Origin of the sequence: Curtobacterium sp. PhB136 (assembly GCF_004346855.1) — a bacterium.
GTDB lineage: Bacteria > Actinomycetota > Actinomycetes > Actinomycetales > Microbacteriaceae > Curtobacterium.
This window is the reverse complement of the sequence record NZ_SMGH01000005.1, coordinates 1-24,675: the sequence shown is the minus strand read 5'-3', so window position 1 is coordinate 24,675 and position 24,675 is coordinate 1. Positions and strand designations below refer to the sequence as shown.

General features: G+C 70.6%; 25 protein-coding genes and 1 tRNA gene. 17 read left to right on the top strand and 9 right to left on the bottom strand.

Annotated elements, in window-relative coordinates:
• Positions 1 to 192: 192 nt before the first annotated feature.
• A complete protein-coding gene (locus EDF27_RS06480) occupies positions 193 to 570 on the bottom strand; it encodes a hypothetical protein (protein WP_132047847.1) in 378 nt (125 codons plus the stop codon).
• A 129-nt stretch (positions 571 to 699) separates the two neighbouring features.
• Between EDF27_RS06480 and EDF27_RS06475 the strand changes: the two genes are divergently transcribed.
• Genes EDF27_RS06475 through EDF27_RS06465 form a run of 3 tightly spaced genes read left to right on the top strand, consistent with a single transcriptional unit; the run spans position 700 to position 2,620 of the window.
• Positions 700 to 1,149 carry a MaoC family dehydratase N-terminal domain-containing protein gene (locus EDF27_RS06475; protein WP_123655492.1) on the top strand — a complete coding sequence of 150 codons (450 nt, stop codon included), beginning with the start codon at positions 700 to 702 and terminating at the stop codon, positions 1,147 to 1,149.
• Positions 1,146 to 1,589: a MaoC/PaaZ C-terminal domain-containing protein gene (locus EDF27_RS06470; RefSeq protein WP_132047845.1), complete on the top strand. Its 444-nt coding sequence runs from the start codon at positions 1,146 to 1,148 to the stop codon at positions 1,587 to 1,589. Before EDF27_RS06475 ends, EDF27_RS06470 begins: the two co-directional genes overlap by 4 nt.
• Positions 1,590 to 1,591: 2 nt before the next feature.
• Complete coding sequence (locus EDF27_RS06465; RefSeq protein WP_243698235.1) at positions 1,592 to 2,620, top strand: UDP-N-acetylmuramate dehydrogenase; 1,029 nt, start codon at positions 1,592 to 1,594, stop codon at positions 2,618 to 2,620.
• Positions 2,621 to 2,724: 104 nt separating this feature from the next.
• On the opposite strand, the gene EDF27_RS06460 is transcribed toward EDF27_RS06465, so the two are convergent.
• Positions 2,725 to 3,957, bottom strand: a complete 1,233-nt coding sequence (locus EDF27_RS06460) for a pyridoxal phosphate-dependent aminotransferase (RefSeq protein WP_132047843.1) — start codon at positions 3,955 to 3,957, stop codon at positions 2,725 to 2,727.
• Positions 3,958 to 4,093: 136 nt separating this feature from the next.
• Between EDF27_RS06460 and EDF27_RS06455 the strand changes: the two genes are divergently transcribed.
• The 6 genes from EDF27_RS06455 to EDF27_RS06430 all read left to right on the top strand — a co-directional run bounded on the left by EDF27_RS06455 (position 4,094) and on the right by EDF27_RS06430 (position 7,809).
• A tRNA-Trp gene (locus tag EDF27_RS06455) sits at positions 4,094 to 4,166 on the top strand.
• 35 nt (positions 4,167 to 4,201) lie between these two features.
• Positions 4,202 to 4,465 (top strand): preprotein translocase subunit SecE, encoded by a 264-nt coding sequence (gene secE, locus EDF27_RS06450; protein WP_311316796.1) that lies wholly within the window; start codon positions 4,202 to 4,204, stop codon positions 4,463 to 4,465.
• A gap of 144 nt (positions 4,466 to 4,609) precedes the next feature.
• Complete coding sequence (gene nusG, locus EDF27_RS06445; protein ID WP_123655488.1) at positions 4,610 to 5,689, top strand: transcription termination/antitermination protein NusG; 1,080 nt, start codon at positions 4,610 to 4,612, stop codon at positions 5,687 to 5,689.
• A gap of 139 nt (positions 5,690 to 5,828) precedes the next feature.
• Positions 5,829 to 6,260 (top strand): 50S ribosomal protein L11, encoded by a 432-nt coding sequence (rplK, locus tag EDF27_RS06440; RefSeq protein ID WP_056118868.1) that lies wholly within the window; start codon positions 5,829 to 5,831, stop codon positions 6,258 to 6,260.
• 88 nt (positions 6,261 to 6,348) lie between these two features.
• Positions 6,349 to 7,038, top strand: a complete 690-nt coding sequence (gene rplA, locus EDF27_RS06435) for a 50S ribosomal protein L1 (protein WP_123655487.1) — start codon at positions 6,349 to 6,351, stop codon at positions 7,036 to 7,038.
• Between the two features lie 156 nt (positions 7,039 to 7,194).
• Positions 7,195 to 7,809: a Pr6Pr family membrane protein gene (locus EDF27_RS06430; RefSeq protein WP_165931381.1), complete on the top strand. Its 615-nt coding sequence runs from the start codon at positions 7,195 to 7,197 to the stop codon at positions 7,807 to 7,809.
• 335 nt (positions 7,810 to 8,144) lie between these two features.
• Here the strand turns inward: EDF27_RS06430 and EDF27_RS06425 are convergent, their stop codons facing one another.
• Both EDF27_RS06425 and EDF27_RS06420 read right to left on the bottom strand, forming a co-directional pair.
• Positions 8,145 to 8,723, bottom strand: coding sequence for a YqaJ viral recombinase family protein (locus EDF27_RS06425; RefSeq protein ID WP_243698278.1), 579 nt, complete (start codon positions 8,721 to 8,723; stop codon positions 8,145 to 8,147).
• 163 nt (positions 8,724 to 8,886) lie between these two features.
• The gene (locus tag EDF27_RS06420) at positions 8,887 to 10,098 is read right to left on the bottom strand and encodes an ROK family protein (protein ID WP_207909574.1); all 1,212 of its coding nucleotides are present in this window, start codon (positions 10,096 to 10,098) and stop codon (positions 8,887 to 8,889) included.
• 141 nt (positions 10,099 to 10,239) lie between these two features.
• Here EDF27_RS06420 and EDF27_RS06415 point away from each other — a divergent pair, with 141 nt between their 5' ends.
• From EDF27_RS06415 to EDF27_RS06390, 6 genes are all read left to right on the top strand, one after another.
• Positions 10,240 to 10,986, top strand: a complete 747-nt coding sequence (locus EDF27_RS06415; protein ID WP_123655484.1) for a sugar phosphate isomerase/epimerase — start codon at positions 10,240 to 10,242, stop codon at positions 10,984 to 10,986.
• Positions 10,983 to 12,128, top strand: coding sequence for a Gfo/Idh/MocA family oxidoreductase (locus EDF27_RS06410; RefSeq protein WP_123655483.1), 1,146 nt, complete (start codon positions 10,983 to 10,985; stop codon positions 12,126 to 12,128). The genes EDF27_RS06415 and EDF27_RS06410 overlap by 4 nt, the downstream gene beginning before the upstream one ends.
• 105 nt (positions 12,129 to 12,233) lie before the next feature.
• Complete coding sequence (locus EDF27_RS06405) at positions 12,234 to 13,535, top strand: sugar ABC transporter substrate-binding protein (protein ID WP_123655482.1); 1,302 nt, start codon at positions 12,234 to 12,236, stop codon at positions 13,533 to 13,535.
• A 129-nt stretch (positions 13,536 to 13,664) separates the two neighbouring features.
• Positions 13,665 to 14,660 (top strand): sugar ABC transporter permease, encoded by a 996-nt coding sequence (locus tag EDF27_RS06400; RefSeq protein WP_185017392.1) that lies wholly within the window; start codon positions 13,665 to 13,667, stop codon positions 14,658 to 14,660.
• Positions 14,653 to 15,492, top strand: a complete 840-nt coding sequence (locus EDF27_RS06395) for a carbohydrate ABC transporter permease (protein WP_123655481.1) — start codon at positions 14,653 to 14,655, stop codon at positions 15,490 to 15,492. Before EDF27_RS06400 ends, EDF27_RS06395 begins: the two co-directional genes overlap by 8 nt.
• Positions 15,493 to 15,683: 191 nt before the next feature.
• Positions 15,684 to 16,616, top strand: coding sequence for a biopolymer transporter Tol (locus tag EDF27_RS06390; RefSeq protein ID WP_132047839.1), 933 nt, complete (start codon positions 15,684 to 15,686; stop codon positions 16,614 to 16,616).
• A 60-nt stretch (positions 16,617 to 16,676) separates the two neighbouring features.
• Here the strand turns inward: EDF27_RS06390 and EDF27_RS06385 are convergent, their stop codons facing one another.
• The 5 genes from EDF27_RS06385 to EDF27_RS06365 form a co-directional block, all read right to left on the bottom strand.
• Complete coding sequence (locus EDF27_RS06385) at positions 16,677 to 17,351, bottom strand: ABC transporter ATP-binding protein (RefSeq protein ID WP_123655974.1); 675 nt, start codon at positions 17,349 to 17,351, stop codon at positions 16,677 to 16,679.
• Between the two features lie 110 nt (positions 17,352 to 17,461).
• Positions 17,462 to 19,009, bottom strand: a complete 1,548-nt coding sequence (locus tag EDF27_RS06380) for an ABC transporter permease (RefSeq protein ID WP_132047837.1) — start codon at positions 19,007 to 19,009, stop codon at positions 17,462 to 17,464.
• A gap of 136 nt (positions 19,010 to 19,145) precedes the next feature.
• Complete coding sequence (locus EDF27_RS06375; protein ID WP_243698234.1) at positions 19,146 to 19,850, bottom strand: glycosyltransferase; 705 nt, start codon at positions 19,848 to 19,850, stop codon at positions 19,146 to 19,148.
• Positions 19,847 to 21,226: a PIG-L family deacetylase gene (locus EDF27_RS06370; RefSeq protein WP_132047833.1), complete on the bottom strand. Its 1,380-nt coding sequence runs from the start codon at positions 21,224 to 21,226 to the stop codon at positions 19,847 to 19,849. The genes EDF27_RS06375 and EDF27_RS06370 overlap by 4 nt, the downstream gene beginning before the upstream one ends.
• Positions 21,220 to 22,257 (bottom strand): acyl-CoA dehydrogenase family protein, encoded by a 1,038-nt coding sequence (locus tag EDF27_RS06365; protein ID WP_132047831.1) that lies wholly within the window; start codon positions 22,255 to 22,257, stop codon positions 21,220 to 21,222. The genes EDF27_RS06370 and EDF27_RS06365 overlap by 7 nt, the downstream gene beginning before the upstream one ends.
• 105 nt (positions 22,258 to 22,362) lie before the next feature.
• Here EDF27_RS06365 and EDF27_RS06360 point away from each other — a divergent pair, with 105 nt between their 5' ends.
• Together EDF27_RS06360 and EDF27_RS06355 are read left to right on the top strand one after the other, a co-directional pair.
• Positions 22,363 to 23,103 carry a response regulator transcription factor gene (locus EDF27_RS06360; RefSeq protein WP_123655475.1) on the top strand — a complete coding sequence of 247 codons (741 nt, stop codon included), beginning with the start codon at positions 22,363 to 22,365 and terminating at the stop codon, positions 23,101 to 23,103.
• Between the two features lie 13 nt (positions 23,104 to 23,116).
• The coding region (locus tag EDF27_RS06355) for a HAMP domain-containing sensor histidine kinase (protein WP_132047829.1) at positions 23,117 to 24,675 on the top strand (1,559 nt) is incomplete at its 3' end.

Sequence of the window (24,675 nt, the reverse complement as noted above, 5' to 3'; positions counted from 1 at the left end):
GTCCGTCTCGGGGGGCTGTCCGTCTCGGGGAGCCGCCCGCGACGAAAGCGACACCGCGCAGCCAGATGCGCGGCGCTTTCCGCCGTGGCTTGTCGCTCGCGGTGCGAACGGCCCGGTGCGAGCGGCCCGGCGCGAGTGCAGCGCCCGCGCGGGCCGCGGCTCGCGGCAGCGCCCGCGCGGCCCGCGGCAGCGCTACCGCGACGGCGCGACGAGCACGCCGGCGGCGCGGAGCGCCCCCTCGACGAGCCCGGTGACGTGGTGCCACCCCGCACGCCGCCGCGCGGCGCCGATCGACCCGCCCGCCACGGCCGTGCCGGGCGCCGCGTGCCGCAGCGTCAGCGTGGAGCGACCCCCGAACGTGGAGACGACGAGCTCGTAGCGGCGGTACTCCCGCGACGGGTGCACGAGTGCGCCGAGGAGCACGGTGAGCAGCCGGTTCCCGGACTCCGCGACGATGGCCCCCGGCGTCGCGTCCACCCGGTGTCCCGCGGAGCGCAGCGCGGCCCCCGCGAGCTCCATCGCCGTGCACCGGTCACCGGTGTGCACGGCGAACTCGATCGTGCTGTCCACTTGCATCCCCCTCGAAGACGAGCGCGCCCCCCGGCGCCGGATGAACAGCATAGCCGATGCATACTCATGAACCACAAGGGCGACGGCGAGCACCCCGGGTGCGGACCCGGCGTCGGTAGACTGCCCGTCGTGTCAGTGAACCCCGAGCTCGTCGGCAGGACGTTCCCGCCGGCCCCGCCGTACCTGGTCGGTCGTGAGAAGGTGCGCGAGTTCGCCCGCGCCACGTTCGCGACGAACCCGATCCACCACGAAGCCGACGCCGCCCGTGCCGCCGGGTACGACGACGTCGTCGCACCGGCCACCTTCGCGGTCGTCGTGCAGGAAGCCACGCTCGCGCAGCTCCTCGCGGAGCCGGACGCCGGCATCGACTTCTCCCGCGTGGTGCACGGTGAGCAGAAGTTCACCTACGACCGCCCGATCGTCGCCGGCGACGAGCTCACCGCGACCCTGACGGTCACGAGCGTCAAGACCCTCGGCGGCAACGCGATGGTCACCGCCGAGTCCGCCGTGGTGGACGCGCACGGCGAGCACGTCGTCACGGCAACGTCCACCCTCGTCGTCCGAGGAGATGACGCATGACCGCCCAGGCCGCGCAGCGCGCACAGACCGCCCCCGTGACCGAGGTCGGCACGATCGTCGCCGAGCGCGACGTGCACATCACCCGTGACTCGCTCGTCCGCTACGCCGGTGCCTCGGGCGACTTCAACCCGATCCACTACCGCGACGACGTGGCCGCGTCCGTCGGGCTCCCGGGCGTCCTGGCGCACGGCATGCTCACGATGGGCCTCGCGGTCCAGCCGGTCTCCGAGTGGCTCGGCGACCGCGGCTGGGTGCGCTCGTACGGCGTCCGCTTCACCCGTCCCGTCGTCGTCGACCCGGAGCAGGGCGCGACCGTCGGCGTCGTCGCCAAGATCGGCACCGTCGACGACGAGGGCCGTCCGCAGCGCATCGACCTCACCGTGACCGCCGCCGGGCAGACCGTGCTCGGCAAGGCGCAGGTCACGGTGGCGTTCCGCTGACCGTGGCATCGACCGTCCTCGCAGACCTCACGACGCTCGGCGTCGGCGGGGCGGCGTCACGGCTGCTCGTCGCCGAGACCACCGACGAGCTCGTCGCGCACGTCCAGGACGCCTGGTCCGACGACGACTGGCTCGTCGTCGGCGGCGGGAGCAACCTGCTGGTCGCGGACGCCGGCTTCGACGGCACGGTCGTCCTGGTCCGCACCCGCGGTGTGGAGCACGAGGAGACCGCGGACGGCGTCACCGTCCGGGTCGCCGCCGGCGAACCCTGGGACGCGTTCGTCGCGTCGACCGTCGAGCACGGGTGGACCGGCCTGGAGGCCCTCAGCGGCATCCCGGGCACCATCGGTGCGTCCCCCGTGCAGAACATCGGCGCCTACGGGGTCGAGCTCTCCGACGTGCTCACCCGGGTCGAGTTCCTCGATGCGGAATCGGGGGAGCGCGCGTGGGTCCCGGCATCCGAGCTGGCGCTCGGCTACCGCACCTCGACGCTGAAGCACGGGCGTCGCGGCGTCGTCCTCACCGTGGAGTTCGCGCTCGGCACCGACACCGACGGGGGAGTCCCGGTGCGGTACGCCCAGCTCGCCGGGTCGCTCGGGGTCGAACTCGGCGCCCGCGTCGCCCCGGCCGAGATCCGATCGACGGTGTTGGCGCTCCGTGCCTCGAAGGGCATGGTCCTCGACGCCGGCGACGCGGACACCCGGAGCGCGGGGTCCTTCTTCACGAACCCGATCGTGTCCGCGGGGTTCGCCGAGTCCCTGCCTGCCGACGCGCCGCGCTGGCCCGCCGGCGACGACGTCAAGCTCAGCGCCGCCTGGCTCATCGAGCGCGCCGGGGTGCACCGCGGGTACGCGCTCGCGGGGTCCCGCGCGGGGATCTCGTCGAAGCACACGCTCGCGCTCACCAACCGGGGCGGCGCCACCGCGGCACAGGTCGCGGAGCTCGCCCGGTTCGTCCAGGTGAGCGTCCTCAACCGCTTCGGAGTGACGCTCGTGCCGGAACCCGTCGTGGTCGGCGACCTGCTCGCCTGACCCGCACCGGGCCTCCCGGCCGTGCCGTCCGCACCGTCTCGTGCCGGAACGAGACAGTCCCCGTCCGGAAGTCGGACGGGGACTGTCGTCTTCGGGGAGGACCGCTAGGCGAAGAACGCCGCCAGGCGTGCGACGCCCTCGGCGATGTCGTCGTCGCCGAGCGCGTACGACAGCCGGAGGTAGCCGGAGGGACCGAACGCCTCTCCGGGGACGACCGCGACCTCGGCGTGCTCGAGGATGAGGTCCGCGAGCTCGAGCGTCGTGGTGGGCGTGGAACCGGCCCACTCGCGGCCGAGCAGCGCCGTGACGTCGGGGTAGACGTAGAAGGCGCCTTCCGGCGTCGGCGTCACGAAGCCCGGGATCGCGTTCAGCCCCGCGACGATCGCCTTGCGGCGGCGGTCGAACGCCTCGCGCATGGCGGTCACCGGCTCCTGCGGGCCGGTGAGTGCGGCGATCGCGGCGCGCTGCGAGACGTTGGAGACGTTCGACGACAGGTGCGACTGCAGGTTCGACGCGGCCTTCACAGCGTCGGCCGGGCCGATGAACCAGCCGACCCGCCACCCGGTCATCGCGTACGTCTTCGCCACCCCGTTCACCAGGATGGTGGTGTCGGCGAGTGCGGGGACGGCGTCGATGATGCCGGTGAACGCGATGCCGTCGTAGACCAGGTCCTGGTAGATCTCGTCGCTGATCACCCAGATGCCGTGCTCGAGCGCCCACTCGCCGATGGCGCGGGTCTGCTCGGCGGAGTACACGGCGCCGGTCGGGTTCGAGGGGGAGCAGAACAGCAGTGCCTTGGTCTTCGGGGTGCGCGCTGCCTCGAGTTGCTCGACCGTGACGAGGTAGTCCTGGTCGCTGCCGGCGAAGACCTCGACGGGTTCGCCACCCGCGAGCCGGATCGCCTCGGGGTAGGTGGTCCAGAAGGGGGCGGGGAGGATGACCTCGTCGCCGGCGTCGACGATGGTCTGGAACGCCTGGTAGACGGCCTGCTTGCCGCCGTTGGTGATGATCACCTGGGACGGGTCGACGGTGATGCCGGACTCGCGGGCGGTCTTCTCCGCGACGGCCTGCTTGAGCTCGGGGAGGCCCGTCGCGGGCGTGTAGCGGTGGTTCTTCGGGTCCTGGGCGGCGGCGACGGCGGCGTCGACGACATGCCCGGGCGTCGCGAAGTCCGGCTCGCCGGCGGCGAAGGAGATCACCGGGCGTCCGGCGGCCTTGAGGGCCTTCGCCTTGGCGTCGACCTTGAGCGTCGCGGACTCCGCGATCGCGGCGATGCGGGACGCGATCCGGGGACGCTGGGTGGTGGTGGACTCGGGGCCTTCGGCTGCGGTGCTCACGGGCCAAGCCTATCGGCGCGGCACGCCGGAGCACCCCTCAAGTGGACACCGTGTGACGCACTCCCGTACACTCGTCTGCGGTGGTCACGGCCCGCTGGTAGCGGAACCGTGCCACACAGAAGGTCTCTCCTTCTGAAGGGCGGTGGCTCAATTGGTAGAGCAGCGGTCTCCAAAACCGCAGGTTGCAGGTTCGAGTCCTGTCCGCCCTGCAACTCTGGAAGGGTAGAAGTTGGCGAGCAAAGACATGGAGACGACGGCGGATGACGTCGTCGCCAAGGCGAAGCACGACCGGGCCGGGCGCCGCGGTCCCTTCGCTGCCATCGCCCTGTTCATCCGCCAGGTGATCGGCGAACTGCGCAAGGTCGTGACGCCGACCCGCAAGGAGCTCTTCAGCTACACCGGCGTCGTGCTGGTGTTCGTCGTCGTGATGATGATCCTCGTGTCGGTGCTCGACTTCGTGTTCGGCCTCGGCGTCGGCTACGTCTTCGGCAACGGCCCGACCGCCTGATCGGGTCAGCCACCCGACCACCACTGGCAGGCCGCCCGGTTCATCTCCGGCGCAGATCGAAGATCCCGCCGACGGACCGTGCACGTACAGTCACCAGGGCCGAACGCCAACCCGATCCGCACCACCGAACGGAAAGAACCGACAGTGTCTGACAACTCCCGCGACGACATCGACCTCGCGACCGCTGCAGAGCAGTCCTCCGAGGTGGAAGAGAACCAGGAAGGCGACGTCGAGACGGGCGAGCTCCGTTCGGCCGAGTCCGCCGAAGAGCGTGCGATCGAGGTCGAGGACGAGGACGACGAGTCCCTCGGCCTCAGCGCCGAGCCCGACGACGGTGACGTCGACGGCATCGACGAGACGCTGACCGCCCTCGCCGAGTCCCGCGACGCCGAAGCCGACGCCGTCGTCGACGACGCGCTCGAGATCGACACCGCCGACGAGGCAGAGGCCGCCGTCGAGGCCGTCGAGGACGAAGAAGAGTCCGAGCTCGAGGAAGAGTCCGCCGACGAGGCGAACGCCACGATCGCCGCCGAGGAAGCCGCGGACGCGCTCGAGGACGACGCCGAGGGTGACGCGGCCGAGGGCGACGACGAGGCCGAAGAGGCCGAGGTCGACCCGTACGAGGCATTCAAGGCCGAGCTGCGGATGAAGCCGGGCAAGTGGTACGTCATCCACTCCTACGCGGGCTTCGAGCGCCGCGTGAAGTCGAACATCGAGAACCGCATGGTGTCGATGTCGATGGAGGACTACATCTACCAGGTCGAGGTCCCGATGGAGGACGTCGTCGAGATCAAGAACGGTCAGCGCAAGCTCGTCACGCGCGTCCGGATCCCCGGCTACGTGCTCGTGCGCCTCGACCTCAACGAGGACTCGTGGTCCGTCGTCCGGCACACCCCGGGTGTCACCGGCTTCGTCGGCAACGCGCACAACCCCACGCCGCTCCGCTTCGACGAGGCGTTCGGCATGCTGAAGTCGCTCGTCCAGGTCGCGGAGGCAGCGCCCACCAAGGGCGGCAAGGGCTCCGGCCTCACGCAGGCCCAGCCGGCGGCAGAGGTCGACTTCGAGGTCGGCGAGACGATCACCATCAAGGAAGGCTCGTTCGCGGGTCTGCCCGGGTCGATCTCGGAGATCAAGCCGGAGAGCGGCAAGCTCACGGTCCTCGTCTCGCTCTTCGAGCGCGAGACCCCGGTCGAGCTCAGCTTCGACCAGGTCACCAAGCTGTAGCGCTCCGAAAGATCGACTACACTCATCGAGTTTGGGTCCGAACGCCTCGTGCGTCGGGCTCGTCACCGCGAGTCGGATCCGCCGACCACGCGGGAGAGTGCACGGATCCCCGTGCGTTCGCAACCAGGAGGAAACAGACATGGCACCGAAGAAGAAGGTCACGGGCCTGATCAAGCTGCAGATCAACGCGGGAGCCGCCAACCCGGCCCCGCCGATCGGTCCGGCGCTCGGTCAGCACGGCGTGAACATCATGGAGTTCTGCAAGGCGTACAACGCCGCGACCGAGTCGCAGCGCGGCAACGTCGTCCCGGTGGAGATCACCGTCTACGAGGACCGTTCGTTCACGTTCGTCCTCAAGACCCCGCCGGCTGCTGAGCTCATCAAGAAGGCTGCGGGTGTGCAGAAGGGGTCCGCGACCCCGCACACGGTCAAGGTCGCGAAGATCTCGATGGACCAGGTCCGTCAGATCGCCGAGACCAAGCAGGCCGACCTGAACGCCAACGACATCGACCAGGCCGCGAAGATCATCGCCGGCACTGCTCGCTCGATGGGCATCACGGTCGAGGCGTAAGCCTCACCCCACTCAGGTCCACACCCCCAACACTTCCGTGGGAGAGCCTCGCCGGCTCGCCAACCACGTATCTCGCAAGGAGACCACCATGGCGAAGAAGTCCAAGGCCTACCAGGCCGCGGCCGCGAAGATCGAGGCCGACAAGTTCTACACCCCGACCGAGGCCGTCGCCCTGGCCAAGGAGACCGGCTCTGCGAAGACCGACTCCACGGTCGAGGTCGCGCTCAAGCTCGGCGTCGACCCCCGCAAGGCGGACCAGATGGTCCGTGGCACCGTCATCCTGCCGCACGGCACCGGCAAGACCTCCCGCGTCATCGTCTTCGCGACGGGTGCCGCGGCTGAGGCCGCCATCGCCGCCGGCGCCGACGAGGTCGGTGGCGACGAGCTCATCGCGAAGGTCGCCGAGGGCTACACCTCGTTCGACTCCGCGGTCTCGACCCCGGAGCTCATGGGCAAGGTCGGTCGTCTCGGCAAGGTGCTCGGCCCGCGTGGCCTCATGCCGAACCCGAAGACCGGCACCGTGACCCCGAACGTCGCGCAGGCCGTCAACGACATCAAGGGCGGCAAGATCGAGTTCCGCGTCGACAAGCACTCCAACGTGCACTTCGTCGTCGGCAAGGCCTCGTTCACCCCGGAGCAGCTCGACGAGAACATCACGACCGCGCTCGAGGAGATCAACCGCCTCAAGCCGTCCGCCTCGAAGGGCCGTTACGTCATGAAGGGCGCCGTCTCGACGACCTTCGGCCCGGGCATCCCGCTCGACGTCAACAGCATCTGACGACCTTCGGCACAGGGTTCACAGGACCCATCCCGCTGGGCGTCAACGGCATCTGATCGATCTGATCTGATCTGCTCCAGCAAGGCCCGCACCGGTTTCGGTGCGGGCCTTGCTGCGTCCACGGCGCGGCGCGGCACCGCCCGGTAGCGTTGCATCGTGCGCACCCTGGTCAACGCCCTGCGGCTCATCGCCGTGATCGCCGTCGTCGCCGCGATCGTCGCGCAGTTCATCCGGAGCGTCGAGAGCCCCACGTACGCCTTCTTCAACTTCTTCGGGTACTTCACGATCCAGTCGAACGTGTTCATCGCCGCGGCGTTCGCGATCACGCTGGTGGCTGCGGCGCGACGGAAGCGCGACGGGCTCGGGGTCTCGGTGTTCCGCGGCGCCGCGACGGTGTACATCGCCACCACGGGAATCGTCTACAACACCCTGCTCGTGAACGCCGCCCTCGACAACTCGTTCACCGTGCAGTGGTCGAACGACGTCCTGCACAAGATCCTGCCGGTGTACGCCGTGCTCGACTGGCTGCTCTTCTCCGACCGTGCGAAGCTCCTGCTCCGGCACGTCTGGTGGTTCCTGCTCTACCCGGCGGTGTGGCTCGTCGTCATCCTGATCCGCGGCGCGACCGACGGCTGGGTGCCGTACCCGTTCCTCGACCCGGCGCAGGGCTACGGCGCCGTGGCGCTGTACTCGCTCGGGGTGGCGGTCTTCATCGCGCTGATGGGCGTCCTGGTGGTCGGCATGAGCCGGCTCCGTCTCGTCAAGCTCTGAGCGACGCCGGGGCGTCACCGGGAACCGCCGACGCCGTGGCGTCACCGGGAACCGGCGGAGCCCCGTCGGGTCCGGGACTCCGCCGACCCGGGGTGCAGTCCGCACCGTCCCCCTGGACGCGGGGTGCACCCTCCCGCGGTGTCCGATGGACGGGGCGCTCCGTTGCACTCCGGGACACGACGGGTCTACCGGTCGAGGACGGATCAGGAGCACTCGGCCAGCTTGAACCACGCGCGCCGACGACGTCGGAACACGTGGAGTGATGACTGCGGCCGGGGTCCGGGGCTGCTGTGGAGGTCAGCATACGACGCACGGGCCGGGCTGGTCCAGGGGGACTACGAGCGGGCGTTGCGGAGCCGGTCGAGCACCATGTCCGCGAGGGTGATGAGGCCGCGGATCTGGTCGTCGTCGCGGTCGATCCACCGGCACTCGGGCTCGTCGGCGATCGGCACGAAGTCGTCGTGGTGCTCCCAGACGAACAGGGTGCGCTCGGCGCCGAGGACGTACTGCTGCCACCAGACCTGCCGGAGGTAGTGCCGGGGGACGCGTTTCCAGCCGGTCGAGGTCGTCTTGATCTCGGCGAGCAGGAGCCGGCCGTCACGGTCGTGGCCGACGCCGTCGGGGGTGGCGAGGTGTGCGCGGTTCGCGGCCGCGTGGAACAGGTGCGCCGACGGGAGGATGCCGTGTGTGGCGGCGACCCACGCGGCGATGACGGGTTCGCGGTCCTTGCCGTGCTCGGTGTACGCGTTGCCGGAGAACCGGGACCCGTAGCGCTTGTCCATCACGACCGCTTCGACCGCCCGCAGGGACGCGAGCCGGGCGACGTCCGTGGCGGTGATGCCGGCGGCGCGGGCGCGGAGCCAGGCGACGCGGTCGGACGAGTGCGCGACGATCCGTTCCGAGTGGCCGCGCAGGGCGGTGAAGGTGTCGTGGACGGCCGCAGCCGACGCACCCGGGCCGGGCACGGCCTCCAGGCTGTCGCCCCACAGGGTGGGCTGCACGATCGTCACCCGTCGATTCTCACCCCGACCACCGTCAGGACGAAACCGGCGCACCGCGCCGCGCCGGACCGCGTGGTCAGGAGACCAGCTCGCGCCCCTCGGCGAACGCGACGAGCTCGTCGACCCCGGCGGGGGAGAGCGCGTAGCCGATCGCCAGCGCCGCCGCTCCCTGCAGTGCCGCGATGCCACCCGCCCGGGACGGCGCGATCACCAGGTGCTCGGTCGCGAGCGGCATCGAGCGGGAGTAGACCACCTCTCGCACACCGGCGAGGAGGTGCTCCCCGGCCTGCGTCATCGAACCGCCGAGGACGATGACCGACGGGTTGATGAGCGAGATGCACGTCGCGAGGACCTCGCCGATGTCCCGTCCGGCCTGCCGCACGGCGCCGATCGCGTCGAGGTCCGACCGGTTGACCAGCTCGATGACGTCGGCGCTGGTGTGCACGTCGTGGCCCCTGGCGCGGAGTGCACGGGCGATCGCCGGGCCGGACGCGACCGCCTCCAGGCAGCCGGTGTTGCCGCAGTGGCACGGCATGTCGCCGGCGCGCGAGACCCGGACGTGGCCGATGTCGCCCGCCGTGCCCTGCGCGCCGCGCTGGAGGGCGCCGTCGGACACGATCCCGGAGCCGATGCCCGTCGCGACCTTGACGAACAGCAGGTGGTCGACGTCCGGCCACCCGTGCTCCCGCTCGCCGAGCGCGGCGATGTTCACGTCGTTGTCGAGGAGGACGTGCGCCTGGATGTGCTGTCGGAGCCACGCGGGGACGTCGAAGCCGTCCCACCCGGGCATGATCGGCGGGTTCGCCGGTCGGCCCGTGGAGAACTCGACCGGTCCGGGGACGCCGATGCCGATCGCGATGACGTCGTCGCGGGCGCGGCCGACCTCGTCGAGGAGCTCGTCGATGGCCTGCACGAGCCAGGTGAGCGTGGGGACCGGGCCGGCGGCGATGTCGATGCGTGCCTCGCGGGTGGCGAGCGGCGCGGCGACGAGGTCCGTGACGGCGACGCGTCCGTGGGAGGCGCCGAGGTCGGCGGCGATCACCAGGCGCGACGTCGGGCGCAGGGCGACCTGCGCCGGCGGGCGGCCACCGGTGGACGCGGCCGTCTGGACCGGACCGACCAGTCCGACCTCGCTGAGGGCGTCGAGGCGCACGCCGATCGTCGAGCGTGCTGCCCCTGTCAGTGCGGCGAGCTCTGCCCGGGTCCGCGGCACACCGTCGCGGAGGATCTGGAAGAGCTCGCTCGTCCCGACCGGAGGCGACGCTGCCGTCCGTGTCAAGTCGACCATGGAGGGAGTGAAACACACATCGAACGAGACGCGCAACGAAGTCCGTCGAAGATTTGCGAACTTCTGCTTGACCGCCGACAGAAGTCCTCGTAGTGTGACGCACGGTCGACGTCGACCACACCACTCGATGAGGAGAACCTGGTGACCCAACCGCTTTCGGTCCAGCTCTACACGGTCCGCGACGCGCTCAGTGCCGATCTGCCCGGCACCCTGCAGCGCATCGCCGGCATCGGATTCACGAACGTCGAACTCTTCGGCTACGTGGACCGCGCCGACGAGTACGCAGCCGCACTGAAGGACGCCGGCCTCGCCGCGCCGAGCGGCCACGCCCGGCTGCTGGACGCGGGCGAGCAGGACCTCGAGCGCATCTTCCACGCCACGGCGACGATCGGCACCGAGACGCTGATCGACCCGCACATCGACGAGGCCCGCTGGACCACCCGCGAGGACGTCGAGGCGATCGCCCGCGAACTCAGCGCACTGGCCCCGCGTGCGGCGGACCACGGTCTGACCATCGGCTACCACAACCACGCGTTCGAGTTCTCGAACCGCATCGACGGCGTCAGCGCCTACGAGGTCTTCGCCGGCGCGCTGTCCGACGACGTCGTGCTCGAGCTCGACACGTACTGGGTGAAGGTCGGCGGCGACGACCCGGTGGCCGTCATCGAGCAGCTCGGCGACAAGGTCCAGTTCCTGCACGTCAAGGACGGCGACGGCTCGCACGACGACAAGAAGCAGGTCGCGGTCGGCAACGGCATCATGCCGATCCGCGAGATCATCGCGGCGGCGCCGAACGCGCTGCACGTGATCGAGCTCGACGACCACGAGGGTGACGTGTTCCAGGCCGTCGCCGACTCCTACACCTTCCTGCAGGGAGCCAACGCATGACCGACACCGCTGTGACCCCCGCGGTCAGCAAGTCCACCAAGACCGGCCCGGTCGGCGTCGGCGTCATCGGCGCCGGGGTCATCTCGGACCAGTACCTCGGCAACCTCACCGTCTTCCCCGACGTCGAGGTCCGCTTCATCGCCGACATCGACGAGCCCCGCGCCGCGGAGCAGGCCGCCAAGTGGGGCGTCGCTCGCTCGGGTTCGGTGGCGGAGCTCCTCGCCGACGACGACATCGAGATCGTCGTGAACCTGACCATCCCGGCCGCCCACGTCGAGGTCGCCCTGCAGGCCATCGCCGCCGGCAAGCACGTCTGGGGCGAGAAGCCCTACGCACTCGACCGCGAGAGCGCCGCGCAGCTCCGCGACGCCGCAGCTGCCGCCGGCCTCACGGTCTCCGTCGCGCCGGACACGTTCCTCGGCGCCGGCCTGCAGACCGCGCTCCGCACGATCCGCGACGGCCGGATCGGCACGCCCCTCAACGGCCTGACGCTCTTCCAGAGCCCCGGCCCGGAGTCCTGGCACCCGAGCCCCGAGTTCCTCTTCGCCTACGGCGCCGGCCCGCTGTTCGACATCGGCCCGTACTACATCACGACCCTCGTGCAGGTGTTCGGCCCGGTCGCCAAGGTCACCGCGACCTCGTCGAAGTCGCGTGCCACGCGGACCATCGGCTCGGGTCCGAAGGCCGGCACCGAGTTCCCGGTCGAGGTCCCGACGAACCACTCGGCCCTCATCGAGTTCGAGAACGGCGGGAGCGCCCAGAGCGTCTTCTCGTTCGAGTCCGACCGCGGCCGCACCGGTGTCGTCGAGATCGCCGGTGAGACCGGGACCGTCGTGTTCCCGGACCCGAACAACTTCGACGGCGACACCGAGCTGTACTCGCTCGGTGCCGACGAGCCCGAGACCATCGCGGCCGTCGGCTCCACCTACTCGCGCGGCACCGGCGTGGTCGACCTGGCCCGCTCCCTCCGTGCGGGCGAGACGAACCGGGTTCCCGGTGCGCTCGCCTTCCACGCCCTCGACGTGATGGTCTCCATCGCCGAGAGCGCCGAACGTGGCGAGGCGGTGCTCGTTGCGAGCACCGTGTCGCCCTCCCAGACCCTCGACGAGGGCTGGGACCCCGCAGAGCAGACCCTGGTCTGACCTGCGGATCCGCGGAGCAGACCCTGGTCTGACCCGCAACACCACACAGCAAGTACCCGAAGCACCACCCACTGCACCATCTCAACGACGAGAAAGTAGAGAGTCATGCGCACTGCCATCCGCGCACTGGCCATCACCGCGGCCGCGGCACTCACCGTGACCGGCCTCGCAGCCTGCTCCTCCGGGTCGTCCGGTTCCTCCGGCGACTCCAAGACGCTCACCTACTGGGCGTCGAACCAGGGCACGTCCCTCCAGAACGACAAGGAGGTGCTGACCCCCGTCCTCAAGAAGTTCACCAAGGAGACCGGGATCAAGGTCAACCTCCAGGTCATCGGGTGGAACGACCTGCAGACGAAGATCCAGACCGCCGTCACCTCGGGCCAGGGCCCGGACGTCGTCAACATCGGCAACACGTGGGCGACTTCGCTCCAGGCCACCGGCGCCTTCCAGGAGTTCGGTTCCTCGGAGATGAAGGCGATCGGCGGGTCCGACAAGTTCGGCAAGGTCGCGCTCTCGACCGGTGGCGCCCCCGGCAAGACCGTCACGAGCGTCCCGCTCTACGGCCTCGCCTACGGCCTGTACTACAACAAGGCGATGCTGAAGGACGCCGGGATCACCCCGCCCACCACGTGGGAGGACCTGGTCACCGACGCCAAGAAGCTGACCACCGGCAGCACCTACGGGTTCAGCCTCGCCGGCGGTTCGTACACGGAGAACTCGCACTTCGCGTTCATCAACTCGGCCCAGAACGGTGGCGAGTGGTTCGACAAGGACGGCAAGCCGACCTTCACGTCCAAGGCGAACGTCGACGGCATCAAGCGCTACCTCGACCTCATGCAGGTCTCCAAGGTCGCGAACCCGTCGAACGCGCAGTACGACAACGCCACCCAGTCGGTGACGGACTTCGCGAACAAGAAGGCCGCGTTCATCCTCAACCAGAACAACGCGAACGCGACGATCGAGTCGCTCGGCATGAAGTCGGACGAGTACGGCGTCGTGGCACTCCCCGCCCCGACCGGCGCGAAGGACATCGCGTCCTTCCCCGCCGGCATCAACCTGTCGATCTTCAAGAACACGAAGAACAAGGACGGCGCCCTCAAGTTCGTCAAGTACATGACCAGCGCATCCACGCAGACGACGCTCGACAAGCCGTACTCGGCGCTGCCGGTGCTCGCTGCTGCGGCTGACTCGGTCACCGACGAGCAGACGAAGACGTTCCTCGACATCTACAACAACAAGGCGAAGCCGCTCCCGCTGGTGCCCGCCGAGGACCAGTTCGAGTCCACGGTCGGCAAGGCGATGAACGACATGTTCGCCAAGATGGCAACCGGTGGCACCGTGTCCACTGCTGACATCAAGTCCGCGCTCCAGACCGCCCAGGACCAGGTGTCCCAGGCGAACGGCTGATCCACACCCAGCCTGGAGGCCCGGGGCGCGTCCGCAGGGCGCGCCCCGGGTCTCCACCCCTCAGCTCCACAGCCGCTGCCACGGCTGGCACAGCACCCGAAAACCACCTGAAGCCGAAAGGCCCTGCCCATGTCCACGACGGTCCTGCCTGACTCCGAGGCCATCGACCTGACGCACACGAAGGCGCCGACCCTGTCGGGTCCACCGCCGCGTGGGAAGCGCCGCCTGCAGTGGCTGCCGTACGCGCTCGTCGGTCCCGCCATCCTCTTCGAGCTGCTGATCCACATCGTGCCGATGCTCGTCGGCATCTGGATCAGCTTCGTGCAGCTCACCAAGTACTTCATCGCGAACTGGGGCGCTGCGCCCTGGGCAGGCCTGCACAACTACGCGGTCGCCGTGGACTTCAACCAGGCGATCGGCAAGGGACTCCTCAACTCGTTCCTCATCACCTGCGCGTTCACGGTCCTGGTGGTCGGCCTGTCGTGGGGCTTCGGCATGATGGCGGCCGTCGCGCTGCAGAAGCCGTTCAAGGGCCGCGGCCTGTTCCGCACCCTGTTCCTGGTGCCCTACGCGCTGCCGATGTACGCCGGCGTCATCACCTGGAAGTTCATGTTCCAGCGTGACTCGGGTGCCCTGAACCACCTGCTCGTCGACCAGCTGCACCTCTTCAACGGTGTCGCCCCGTTCTGGCTCATCGGCAACAACGCCTTCGTGGCCGTCGTCGTCGTCGCGATCTGGAAGACCTGGCCGTTCGCGTTCCTGATGCTCATGGCCGGCCTGCAGTCGGTCCCCGCTGACGTGTACGAGGCCGCTTCGGTCGACGGTGCGAAGCCGTTCCGCCAGTGGCGTTCGATCACGCTGCCGATGGTCCGCCCGGTGAACGTGACCCTCGTGCTCGTGATGTTCCTCTGGACCTTCAACGACTTCAACACGCCGTACGTCCTCTTCGGTTCGACGGCGCAGCCCCCGGCAGCCGACCTGCTCAGCTTCCACATCTACAACGCCTCGTTCATCACCTGGAACTTCGGCTCCGGTGCCGCGATGAGCGTGCTCCTCCTCCTCTTCCTGCTCGTCGTCACCGGCATCTACCTCGCCGTCACCAACCGGAGGTCCGTCCGTGCGTGAAACAATGGGCGCCAAGTCCTTCAAGGTCATCGTCCTGGCACTCCTGACCGTCTTCACGGTCGTGCCCCTCTACGTGATGATCACCACGGCCATCAAGCCGCTCGGTGACGTGCAGAACGACTTCACGTGGATTCCGACCAACATCACCTTCCAGCCGTTCATCGACATGTGGTCGACGGTTCCGCTCGGCCGGTACTTCATCAACTCGCTCGTGGTCTGCACGGTCGCGACGGTGTTCTCGCTGATCATCGCCACCTTCGCCGCCTACGCGGTGTCGCGGTGGAACTTCAAGGGCAAGAGCGCCTTCACCACGACGGTGCTCTCGACGCAGATGTTCCCCGGCGTGCTGTTCCTGCTCCCGCTGTTCCTCATCTTCACGAACCTCGGGCAGACCCTCGGCATCCAGCTCGTCGGCAGCTGGCTCGGCCTGATCATCACCTACCTGACGTTCACGCTCCCGTTCTCGATCTGGATGCTCGCCGGGTACTTCGAGACCATCCCGCGTGAGCTCGACGAGGCCGCGATGGTCGACGGCTCGGGCCCGATGGGTGCGCTGTTCCGGATCATCCTGCCCTCGGCCCGTCCGGGTCTGGTCGCCGTGGGGATCTACTCCTTCATGACGGCATGGGGCGAGGTGCTCTTCGCCTCGGTGATGACGAACGGCAACGGGCAGACGCTCGCGGTCGGTCTGCAGCAGTACTCGACGCAGACGAACGTGTACTGGAACCAGATCATGGCCGCGTCGCTCGTGGTCTCGATCCCGGTCGTCATCGCGTTCCTCGTCGTGCAGCGCCAGTTCGTCGCCGGCCTCACCGCGGGTGCGGTGAAGTAAGCGCCGACGGCAGCGGCGGCGCTGATCGGCACCGCACAACCCAAGACGGTTCGCACCACGGTTTCCCGTGGTGCGGACCGTCTTCCGTTGTGCGACGCCGGGCCGAACCGGGCGCGAGGCCGGCCGGGCCGAGTGCCGCGCCGGGCGCGCCGCCGGGCGCGACGCCGCGCCGCGCACGACAGGATGGACGCATGAGCGACACCAGGGGACGACAGCTCCGGCCGGGGCAGCGCAGCCGCGTGCACGTGTACGACGTCGAGGCCCGGTCCAGCCGGCTCGTGTTCGCGTCCGGCACGGTGCTCGTCGAGGCGCCGAACGTGCTCGACGAGCAGACGCTGGTGCTGAACGCCGACGGCGACCTCTGGCTGCTGCGCCTGCCCGAGCGGGGCACGGACACCGTCCTGGACGAGACCGCGCTCGAGCGCGTCCCGTTGCACGGCGTGGCCGAGATCAACAACGACCACGTGCTCGACCCGTCCGGCCAGGCCGTCGTGGTGAGCGGCCGCGACGGCGAGCTGTACCGCGTCCCGCTGCCGGCCGGCGGCACCGGGGAACGCATCACGGACACCGCGGCAGCGCTGCCGGTGTTCCGCAAGTTCTACCTGCACGGGATCGCCGCCGACGGCTCGTCGCTCGCGGCGATCGTGGGGGAGCGGACCGAGGACGGCGTCTGGACGACCGACATCGCGCTCGTCGATCCAGCCACGGGGCACCCGACGTTCCTGACCCGCGACGAGCAGCCGGACGACGGAGTCTCGTTCGCCGGCGACCAGCTCGTCTGGAACTCGGAGCGGTTCACCCCGGGCACCGCACAGCTGGTGTCGCTGTGGCCCGGTGCGACCGACCCCGTCCGGATCACCAACGACGACCGGGTGAACTGGTTCCCGCACGTGTCGCCGGACGGTGCGCACCTGCTGTACCTGTCCTACGCGCCGGGCGTGCAGGGCCACCCGGCCGATCACCGCGTGGAGCTGCGGCTGCTGCCGGGCGTCCTGGTCCGCGGAGCCCGGATCGCGGTCGTGCCCGAGACCCTCGTCACGCTCGACGGCGGCCAGGGAACGGTCAACGTGCCACCGTGGGCCGCGGACTCGACGTGGTTCGCGTACTGCGACTACCCCGGTTGAACGCCGGAACGACAACTGCGCAGTCGTGCGACTGCGCAGTTGTCGTCCTGGTGCGCGGGACTAGACCTCGCGGACCTGCCCCTGCTTGATGTGCAGGCGCCGCTCGGCACGCTTCGCGACCCACGAGTCGTGCGTCACGATCACGACCGTCAGGCCGCGGTCCTTCCACTGCCGCTCGATGAGCCCCATGATCTCGTCACGGGTGGCCTCGTCGAGGGCACCGGTCGGTTCGTCCGCGAGCAGCACGCTCGGGTTCTTCACGAGGGCCCGCGCGATCGCCACGCGCTGCTGCTGCCCACCGGAGAGCTCCGCGGGGAGGTGGTCGAGCCGCTCGCCGAGGCCGACCTCCTGCAGGGCGTCGGTGGCGCGCTGCCGGATCTCGGACCGGGAGCGGTTCGCCAGCGACCCCGCGAACGCCGTCTCGACGTTCTCCAGCGCCGTCAGCGTCGGGATCAGGTTGAAGCTCTGGAAGACGAAGCCGATCTCCGTCGCCCGGAGGTCCGTCAGCGCCCCGTCACCGAGCTTGGCGACGTCGCGCTCGCCGAGGTTCACCGACCCGGCACTCGGCCGGTCCAGCGCGCCCAGCATCTGCAGCAGCGTGGACTTCCCGCCGCCGGTCGGGCCCTGGATCGCGACGAGCTGCCCCTGGGGGATGGTCAGGTCCACGTTCGTCAGGGCGGTGACGGTGCGGTTCTTCTGCTTGTACGTCTTGCTGACGTTCGTCAGCTTGTACATCGGGACGGAGGCTCGGCTCGCCTCGCCGGCAGCGGGTGCGGTCTCGGTGGTGGTCACGGTTGCTCCTGTCGTCGGTTCCGATGGATCGGTTCTCGTTCGCGCGTCGGCCATCAGGCCACGCTCCGCAGGGCCTCGGCCGGACGGAGCCGCGATGCGCGCCAGCCGCCGAGGGCACCGGCGATGAGGCCGCCGAGGATCGCCAGTCCGATCGCCAGCAGGATGACCTCGACGGTCACGGGGGCGTGCAGGACGACGTCCGTGGTCGACGCGGTGCTCGCGCCGCCGCCGCCGAAGCCGCCGGCCGGAGCGCCGCCGGTCGTGCCGGAGCCCGCCGCGGCGGTCGCGGCACCACCCGGGAACCCGCCGGCGCCGCCGGTCCCGCCCGCCCCACGGCCCGTGGTCGAGGTGGCGCTCGCCGAGATCGTCGGGGAGATGACGTTGACCACGAGGATGCCGATCAGACCAGCTGCGGCACCGATCACGCCACCGATGAGGCCCTGGACGAGGGACTCCCCGGCGACCTGTCGGGTGATGCGGCCGTTCGACCAGCCGATCGCCTTGAGGGTGCCGAACTCACGGGTGCGTCGGGTGACCCCGGAGATCGTGAAGAGGATCGCGATGAGGAACGCCGCTGCGAGGACCAGGATCGAGAGCCACGTCCCGAGGTTCGAGACCAGGCTCGACGCGGTCGAGAGCGAGCCCGAGACGCTCGAGGCGAGGTCCGACTCGGTGGAGACCGTGGCGCTCGTGAGCTTCGCCTGCAGCGCGGTCTTGATGGTGCTGACGTCCGAGGACGACTGCGCGGACACGTAGATCGAGGTGACCTTGCCCTTGAGGTCCGCGAGGGTCTGGGCGGTGTCGAGCGGCACGTAGGTGTTCGAGCCGGTGGTCGATGCGGAACCGGTCGAGGCGACGATGCCGATCACGGTGAACTTGGTGCCACCGATCGAGAGGGTGTCACCGACGGCCTTCGACTCGCTCTTGGCGTACGACGAGTCGAGCACGACGACGTCCTTGCCGGCGTCGGAGGCCGTGAACGTCCGGCCCTTGGTGATCTCGGTGCTCGTCAGCGGCCCGACGGCGTCGCCGGAGACCGGGATGCCGGTCACGGTGAACGAGTCGACGTTGAAGGAACCGCCGCCGAAGCCGCCGCCGCCGGTGCCGCCGCTCGGCGGACCGTTCTGGGTGGAGGTCCCGGAGTCGGTGGAGCTGCCGCTGCCGCTGTCGCTCGAGCCCTGCTGCACCGAGCCGGAGAACGTGCTGTTCTCGAGGGTGAGGACCCCGGTCGCGGCCTTCACGCCCGCCGTGTTCGTGACGGTCGTCACGTTCGCCGCGGTGAGGGTGCTCGTGCCGCGTGTGACGGCGAGCTTCGACTGCGACAGGTTGGTGCTGCCCGAGGAGCCGGAAGCGCTCTGGTCGCCGAAGTCGAAGCTCGGGCGCCCGGTGCTCGACGACGTCGGCGTCTCGGTCTTCGAGACCGTGATGTCGGTGCCGACGCCGTACACGGACTGCAGCACGCTCGACTGTGCCGACTTCACACCGCTGGAGATCGAGGACACGATGACGACGAGGGCGATGGCGAGTGCCATGCCGATCGCGATGATGACGGTCTGCTTCTTGCGGTTCGTGAGTTCGCGCCTGAGGTAGGTCAGGAACATGGTTCTCCTCGGTGGTGGGCCGGCACACGGGTCACCGGCCGCGCATCGGGAGCGCGGCGGGGCCGACTGAGGAGAAGCTAGGCAGCGCTGTTATGGGCGCACCCTCGCGTCCCTATGAGCTCCCTAAGGGCCCGGGTCAGGACGCGTCGCCGTAGCTCCGGCGCAGGTGCTCGGCGTAGCCACCGGGGGTCCGTCCGTCGAAGCGTCCGCTCGTGACCACCGGCAGCTCCGTCGTCGCGTCGACGCGGAGCCCGAGGGCACGGGCGCGTTCGACGAGCCGGACGTCCTCGTGCTCCGGCACGGGGTCGAACCCGCCCAAGGCGACGTACGCCGTGGCGAGCACCCCGAGGTTGGCGCCGTGCACGTGGCCGAGGGCGGCCCCCGGCGGGTGCGCCGTCGTCCAGCGTGCGAGGAGGACCGGGTCGAGGTCGTCCGGGTCCGGCACCACGGCACCCACGAGCACGTGGACACCGGCGGTCAGGGCGTCGGCCTGCTGCACGAGCCAGCCCGGCGCGACGCGGGAGTCGGCGTCGGTGTGGGCGAGCCACCGGGTGCCCGGGTCCTGCTGGGGTGCGTGCTGGAGCGCCCGTGCGACACCGAGCGAACGTGCTCGTCCGACGCCGACGCGCGGCGTCTCGAGCACCTCGACCGGGTACTCGCGGGTGATCCGGGCGGTGTCGTCGGTGCAGCCGTCGAGGACCACGGTCACCCCGACCGCGACGTCGGGGCGTTCGGCACGGAGGCGCTCGGCGGCCACGAGGACGGCGTCGAGACAGTCGGCGATCCGGTCCTCCTCGTCGTGCGCGGGGACGACGACGTCGATGCGCTGACGGGCGCTCACCGGACGAGCCCCTCGGCGCGGGCGACCGCGACGACCCCCGGGCCGGGCAGGACGCTCAGCACGAAGTCCTCCTCGACGTGGCGCACGAGCGCCGGACGCGGCCACCGTTCGGCGAGGCGGGCGTCGACGGCGTCCCCGCTCGAGACCGCCTCGTCGTCGGGGTGCCGCCAGTGGCACGCCACGAGGACACCGTCGTCGGCGAGCGAGCCGAGGACGCGGTCGACGGTCCGGTCGAGGTCCGCGTCGGAGAGGTAGTAGCCGACCTCGGACAGCACGACGAGGTCCCACGTCCCCTCGGGCCAGTCATCCGGCAGCGCCGCCTGCAGGAAGCGGGCCAGCGGTGCGCGTGTACGAGCACGGTCGAGGGGCGCCGCGGCGATGTCGGTGCCGAGGACGTCGTCCGCGCGCTCGGTCAGCGCCGCCGTCAGGACACCGGTCGCGCAGCCGATCTCGAGCGCGGAGCGGTAGCGCTCGCGGGGGAGCGCGGCGAGCGTGACGGCACGCTTCCGGCGCTCGTACCAGGAGCCGTCGAAGTCCCACCCCTCCGGCTTCCGGGCGTAGTGCGCGTCGAACGACTCCCGTGACCGCGAGCTCGCCGGTGTCCGGACCGCGGTGCCGAAGAACCACTCGACGTCGCGGAGGTGGTGCGCCGCGTGCCGCTCGTCGACGATCGCCTCGTCACCCGGTGCCGGGGAGAGCGGCAGGACCTGCGAGCGGTACGCGGCGAGAGCGGCGCGCTTCCGGTCGAGGACGTCGTCGGACAGGGCGAGGGCGTGCGCCGTGTCCCACGGTGCCGCGGGGGCGTCCGGGCGGTCCCAGTGCCACGCCCAGATCGGGTAGGACACCAGGTCGACCTCCGGCCGTCCCGAGGCCACTGCCTCGGCGACCTCGCCGGCGACGCGGTGGTCGCGGTGCCCGTCCCCTTGCCACGGGGCGACGAGCAGCGTTCGGCCTCCGGAGGCCTCGGCCGTGGCGTCCAGCCGTGCGACGAGGGCGTCGCGGAGGGTCTCCGGCTGCTCGCGGAGTCCGACGTCCGGCACGCCGAGCGAGCCGGCCGTCACGTCCGGGTGCAGCGCCACCAGGGCGTCGCGGAACTCTCCGGCGCGGACCGCGGCGAGTTCGTCCGCCGTGGTGGTGGGGGAGTCCGGGTGCGACCCCTCGCCGAGCGTGACGAGGACGACGTGCACGGGGACCCCGGCGTCGGCTGCCGTGGCGATCAGTCCGCCGGCGCCGAGTGTCTCGTCGTCGGGGTGCGGCGCGACGACGACGACCGCGGCGACGTCGGCGAGGTCGACGGGGCGGGGCGTGACGGCGTCGAGGAATGGGGTCCAGGTCGCCGCGGGCGTCCCGGGTTCCCGGTGGTCGAAGCTCACCACGCGACACCGCCGCGCTCGAGGACCATCCGGCCGATGCGGGCGAGGTCCCGGTCGCCGTGGTCCTGCAGGACGTAGAGCTCGAGGTCGGCGGCCCGAGCCGCGACGGCGGCGTCGGAGGTCAGCGGTGCCGGGCCGAGCGCACCGATCACCCGTGTCCGCACGGCGTCGACGGCCCGGCGGACCCGGGAGCGGACGACCTGCGCGAGCAGCGCCCAGTCGACGTCGTCGGCGGAGGCGCCGGAGTCGGCGTCGATCCTGGCCGCGGCGTCCGCCAGCGCGTCCTCGGCGTCGGCGAGGTCCGCGACGACCGCCCCGAGCGCCACCCGGAGCAGTTCGGCGTCCGGACGTGCGGCGGCGTGGTCGCGGAGGACCCGGGCGAGCCCGACGGCGCCACCCCACCAGCACGCGGCGACACCGATCCCGCCCCAGGCGAAGCCCGGGCGCGTGAGGTACCAGCCGGGATCGCCGACCGGGGCCGCGCGGACCCCGTCGAAGTCCACCGGACCGCTCGGCACGTCCGGCATCCCGCGCGCCACCCAGGCGTCGTCGTGCGTGGTGACGCCGTCCTGCCGGAGGTCGACCGCGAACAGCTGCCGGCCGTCGCCGCGGTGCGCGGTGACCAGTGCGTGCGAGAGCGTCGACGCGAGCGAGCACCACGGCTTCGTCCCGTCGAGCACGACGGACCCGTCGCTGCCCGGGGTGGCCGTCAGCCGCGTCCCGGGCCCCTCCGCCGCGAACACGCCCCACGTCGACCCGTCCGGCACATCGATCCCGGCCTGGGCCAGGATCCCCAGCGCGTCGAGGTGCGGTTCGACGGTCCTGGCGAGCGCGACGTCGACCGCGGCGACGGCTGCGAGCGTCACGAACGCCCGCCCGGCCGTGCCCGCGGACAGGGGTGGGGTGATGGACGCGACCGCCCGCGCGACGGCGAGCCGGTCCGCCCGGGCCGCGCCGGGCCTCCCGGCGGTGTCCGTCAGTCGGCCGACGTCGACGGCGCGTGCGTCAGCGGGCCAGGCGGTGGATCGGATCATCCTGCCAACCTACGGATGCGACCCCGAGACGGCTGACCGTTCATCCACAGACCGCCGAGTGGGTCTCCACAGACCGCTCATAGGAAACTCTCGATACTCGAAGACGTGACCATCTCCCAGCCTGCAGCAGCTCCGCGCCTCACGCGTGCCGACGGTTCGCCGTTGCGCATCCTCGTCGTCGACGACGAGGCCAGCCTCACCGACCTCCTCTCGATGGCGCTCCGCTACGAGGGCTGGGACGTCACGAGCGCGAACGGCGGCCAGGACGCCCTCGCCAAGGCGCGCGAGTTCAAGCCGGACGCGATGGTGCTCGACGTGATGATGCCGGACCTCGACGGCCTGCAGGTCCTCAGCCGGCTGCGGCAGAACAACGACGACACCCCGGTGCTGTTCCTCACCGCGAAGGACTCCGTCGAGGACCGCGTCACCGGGCTCACCGCCGGCGGCGACGACTACGTCACCAAGCCGTTCTCCCTCGAAGAGGTCGTCGCGCGTCTCCGTGGCCTCATCCGCCGATCGCAGATCTCCGTCTCCGAGGCCGGTGACTCCCGCATCGTCGTCGGCGACCTGGTGCTCGACGAGGAGTCGTACGAGGTGTCCCGTTCCGGCCGCCCGATCGAGCTGACCGCCACCGAGTTCGAGCTGCTCCGCTTCCTGATGCGGAACCCGCGCCGCGTGCTGTCCAAGGCGCAGATCCTCGACCGCGTGTGGTCGTACGACTTCGGCGGCAAGTCCTCCGTCGTCGAGATCTACATCTCCTACCTGCGCAAGAAGATCGACGCCGGGGAGACCCCGATGATCCACACCGTGCGCGGTGTCGGGTACGTCATCAAGCCCACCTCCTGAGACCCTTCGTCCCATGACACTGCGCCGCCGGCTCGTCCTGAGCATCGTCGCCCTCGTCGTCGCCGTCAGCGCGGTGATCGGCGCGGGCAGCATCATCGCGCTCGCCTCGATCCAGACGGGCGCGATCGACCAGCAGCTCCAGACCGCGACGAAGCGTGCCACGAACAAGTTCGGGCAGGGGCAGACCTCCCAGCCCCCGGGTGACGACGTGCTCCGCCCGGCGGGACAGGCAGCCGGGACCCTGACCGCGTACTACTTCACCGGCGGTCGTGCCGGTGGCATCGTGATCGAGGACGACGGCTCGCCCTCGTCGCTCAGCGCCGACCAGCTGCAGCGCCTCGGGCAGGTCAAGGTCGGCATCGCCCCCGCGACCATCGACCTCGGCAGCACCGGGACCTACCGTGTCGCCGCCGTCCGCGTGGACAACGGGTACCTCGACGACGCCGTGCTGGTGGTCGGGCTGCCGATGTCGCCGGTCTACCAGAGCGTGTGGTCACTGCTCTGGGTGGTCATCTTCGTCGTCGGTGCCGCCCTCGTGGTCGCCTCCGTCGTCGCCGCGGTCGTCGTCCGGCGCTCCCTCCGCCCCCTCGAACGCGTCGCGGAGACCGCGTCCACGGTCGCGCGGATGCCGCTGGAACGCAGCGATGCCCTCGACGGCGTGCGCGTCCCCGACACCGATCCACGCACCGAGGTCGGCCGCGTCGGCGCCGCGTTCAACCGGATGCTCGGACACATCGGCGGCGCCATGCAGGCCAGGGAACGCTCCGAGCAGAAGGTCCGGCAGTTCGTCGCCGACGCCTCGCACGAGCTCCGCACGCCGCTGGCCTCGGTCCGCGGCTACGCCGAGCTCACCCGCCGGATGGGCGGCGACCTGCCGCCGGACGTCGTCTACGCGATGAGCCGCATCGAGTCCGAGTCCGTCCGGATGACGTCGATGGTCGAGGACCTGCTGCTCCTCGCCCGCCTCGACGAGGGCCGGGAGATCCAGTTCGACGACGTCGACCTGACCGGGCTGGTGTTCGACGCGGTGAACGACGCGCACGCGGCGTCGCCGGACCACGAGATCTCCGTCGACGTGCCCTCCACGCCGGTCGTCGTGCTGGGGGATGCCGCGCGGCTGCACCAGGTGATCGTGAACCTCGTCACCAACGCCAGGACGCACACCCCGGAGGGCACCCGCATCACGGTCGGCCTCACCCCCGTCGGTGAGGGCGTGGACCTCACCGTCCGGGACACCGGGCAGGGGATCGACCCCGAGTTCCTGCCGAAGCTGTTCGAGCGGTTCGCGCGGGCGGACAGCTCGCGGTCGCGGAGCGCCGGGTCGACGGGCCTCGGGCTCGCGATCGTCGACGCGGTCGTGCAGGCGCACGGCGGGTCCGTCGCGGTGGCGAGCGTGCCGGGGGACACCGTGTTCACGGTGCACCTGCCGGCTGCGCCGCCGGAGGGCGCCGACGGCGCCGCCGGCGCCGGCGGGGCCCCCGGGCCGCAGCGCGCGGAGGAGGTCGAAGCGCGCGGAGGAGGGCGGCAGGTCCGCCTGCCGACGCGCCAATCCACATTCCAGCGCGCGCGAGA

What these genes read in the sequence shown, in the direction of transcription:
- EDF27_RS06380 (WP_132047837.1), bottom strand. Translation starts at nt 19,009, where the DNA reads ATGTTCCTGACCTACCTCAGGCGCGAACTCACGAACCGCAAGAAGCAG.
- EDF27_RS06365 (WP_132047831.1), bottom strand. Translation starts at nt 22,257, where the DNA reads ATGATCCGATCCACCGCCTGGCCCGCTGACGCACGCGCCGTCGACGTC.
- EDF27_RS06470 (WP_132047845.1), top strand. Translation starts at nt 1,146, where the DNA reads ATGACCGCCCAGGCCGCGCAGCGCGCACAGACCGCCCCCGTGACCGAG.
- secE (WP_311316796.1), top strand. Translation starts at nt 4,202, where the DNA reads ATGGAGACGACGGCGGATGACGTCGTCGCCAAGGCGAAGCACGACCGG.
- EDF27_RS06410 (WP_123655483.1), top strand. Translation starts at nt 10,983, where the DNA reads ATGACCGACACCGCTGTGACCCCCGCGGTCAGCAAGTCCACCAAGACC.
- EDF27_RS06420 (WP_207909574.1), bottom strand. Translation starts at nt 10,098, where the DNA reads ATGGTCGACTTGACACGGACGGCAGCGTCGCCTCCGGTCGGGACGAGC.
- EDF27_RS06405 (WP_123655482.1), top strand. Translation starts at nt 12,234, where the DNA reads ATGCGCACTGCCATCCGCGCACTGGCCATCACCGCGGCCGCGGCACTC.
- rplK (WP_056118868.1), top strand. Translation starts at nt 5,829, where the DNA reads ATGGCACCGAAGAAGAAGGTCACGGGCCTGATCAAGCTGCAGATCAAC.
- EDF27_RS06390 (WP_132047839.1), top strand. Translation starts at nt 15,684, where the DNA reads ATGAGCGACACCAGGGGACGACAGCTCCGGCCGGGGCAGCGCAGCCGC.
- rplA (WP_123655487.1), top strand. Translation starts at nt 6,349, where the DNA reads ATGGCGAAGAAGTCCAAGGCCTACCAGGCCGCGGCCGCGAAGATCGAG.
- EDF27_RS06385 (WP_123655974.1), bottom strand. Translation starts at nt 17,351, where the DNA reads ATGTACAAGCTGACGAACGTCAGCAAGACGTACAAGCAGAAGAACCGC.
- EDF27_RS06400 (WP_185017392.1), top strand. Translation starts at nt 13,665, where the DNA reads ATGTCCACGACGGTCCTGCCTGACTCCGAGGCCATCGACCTGACGCAC.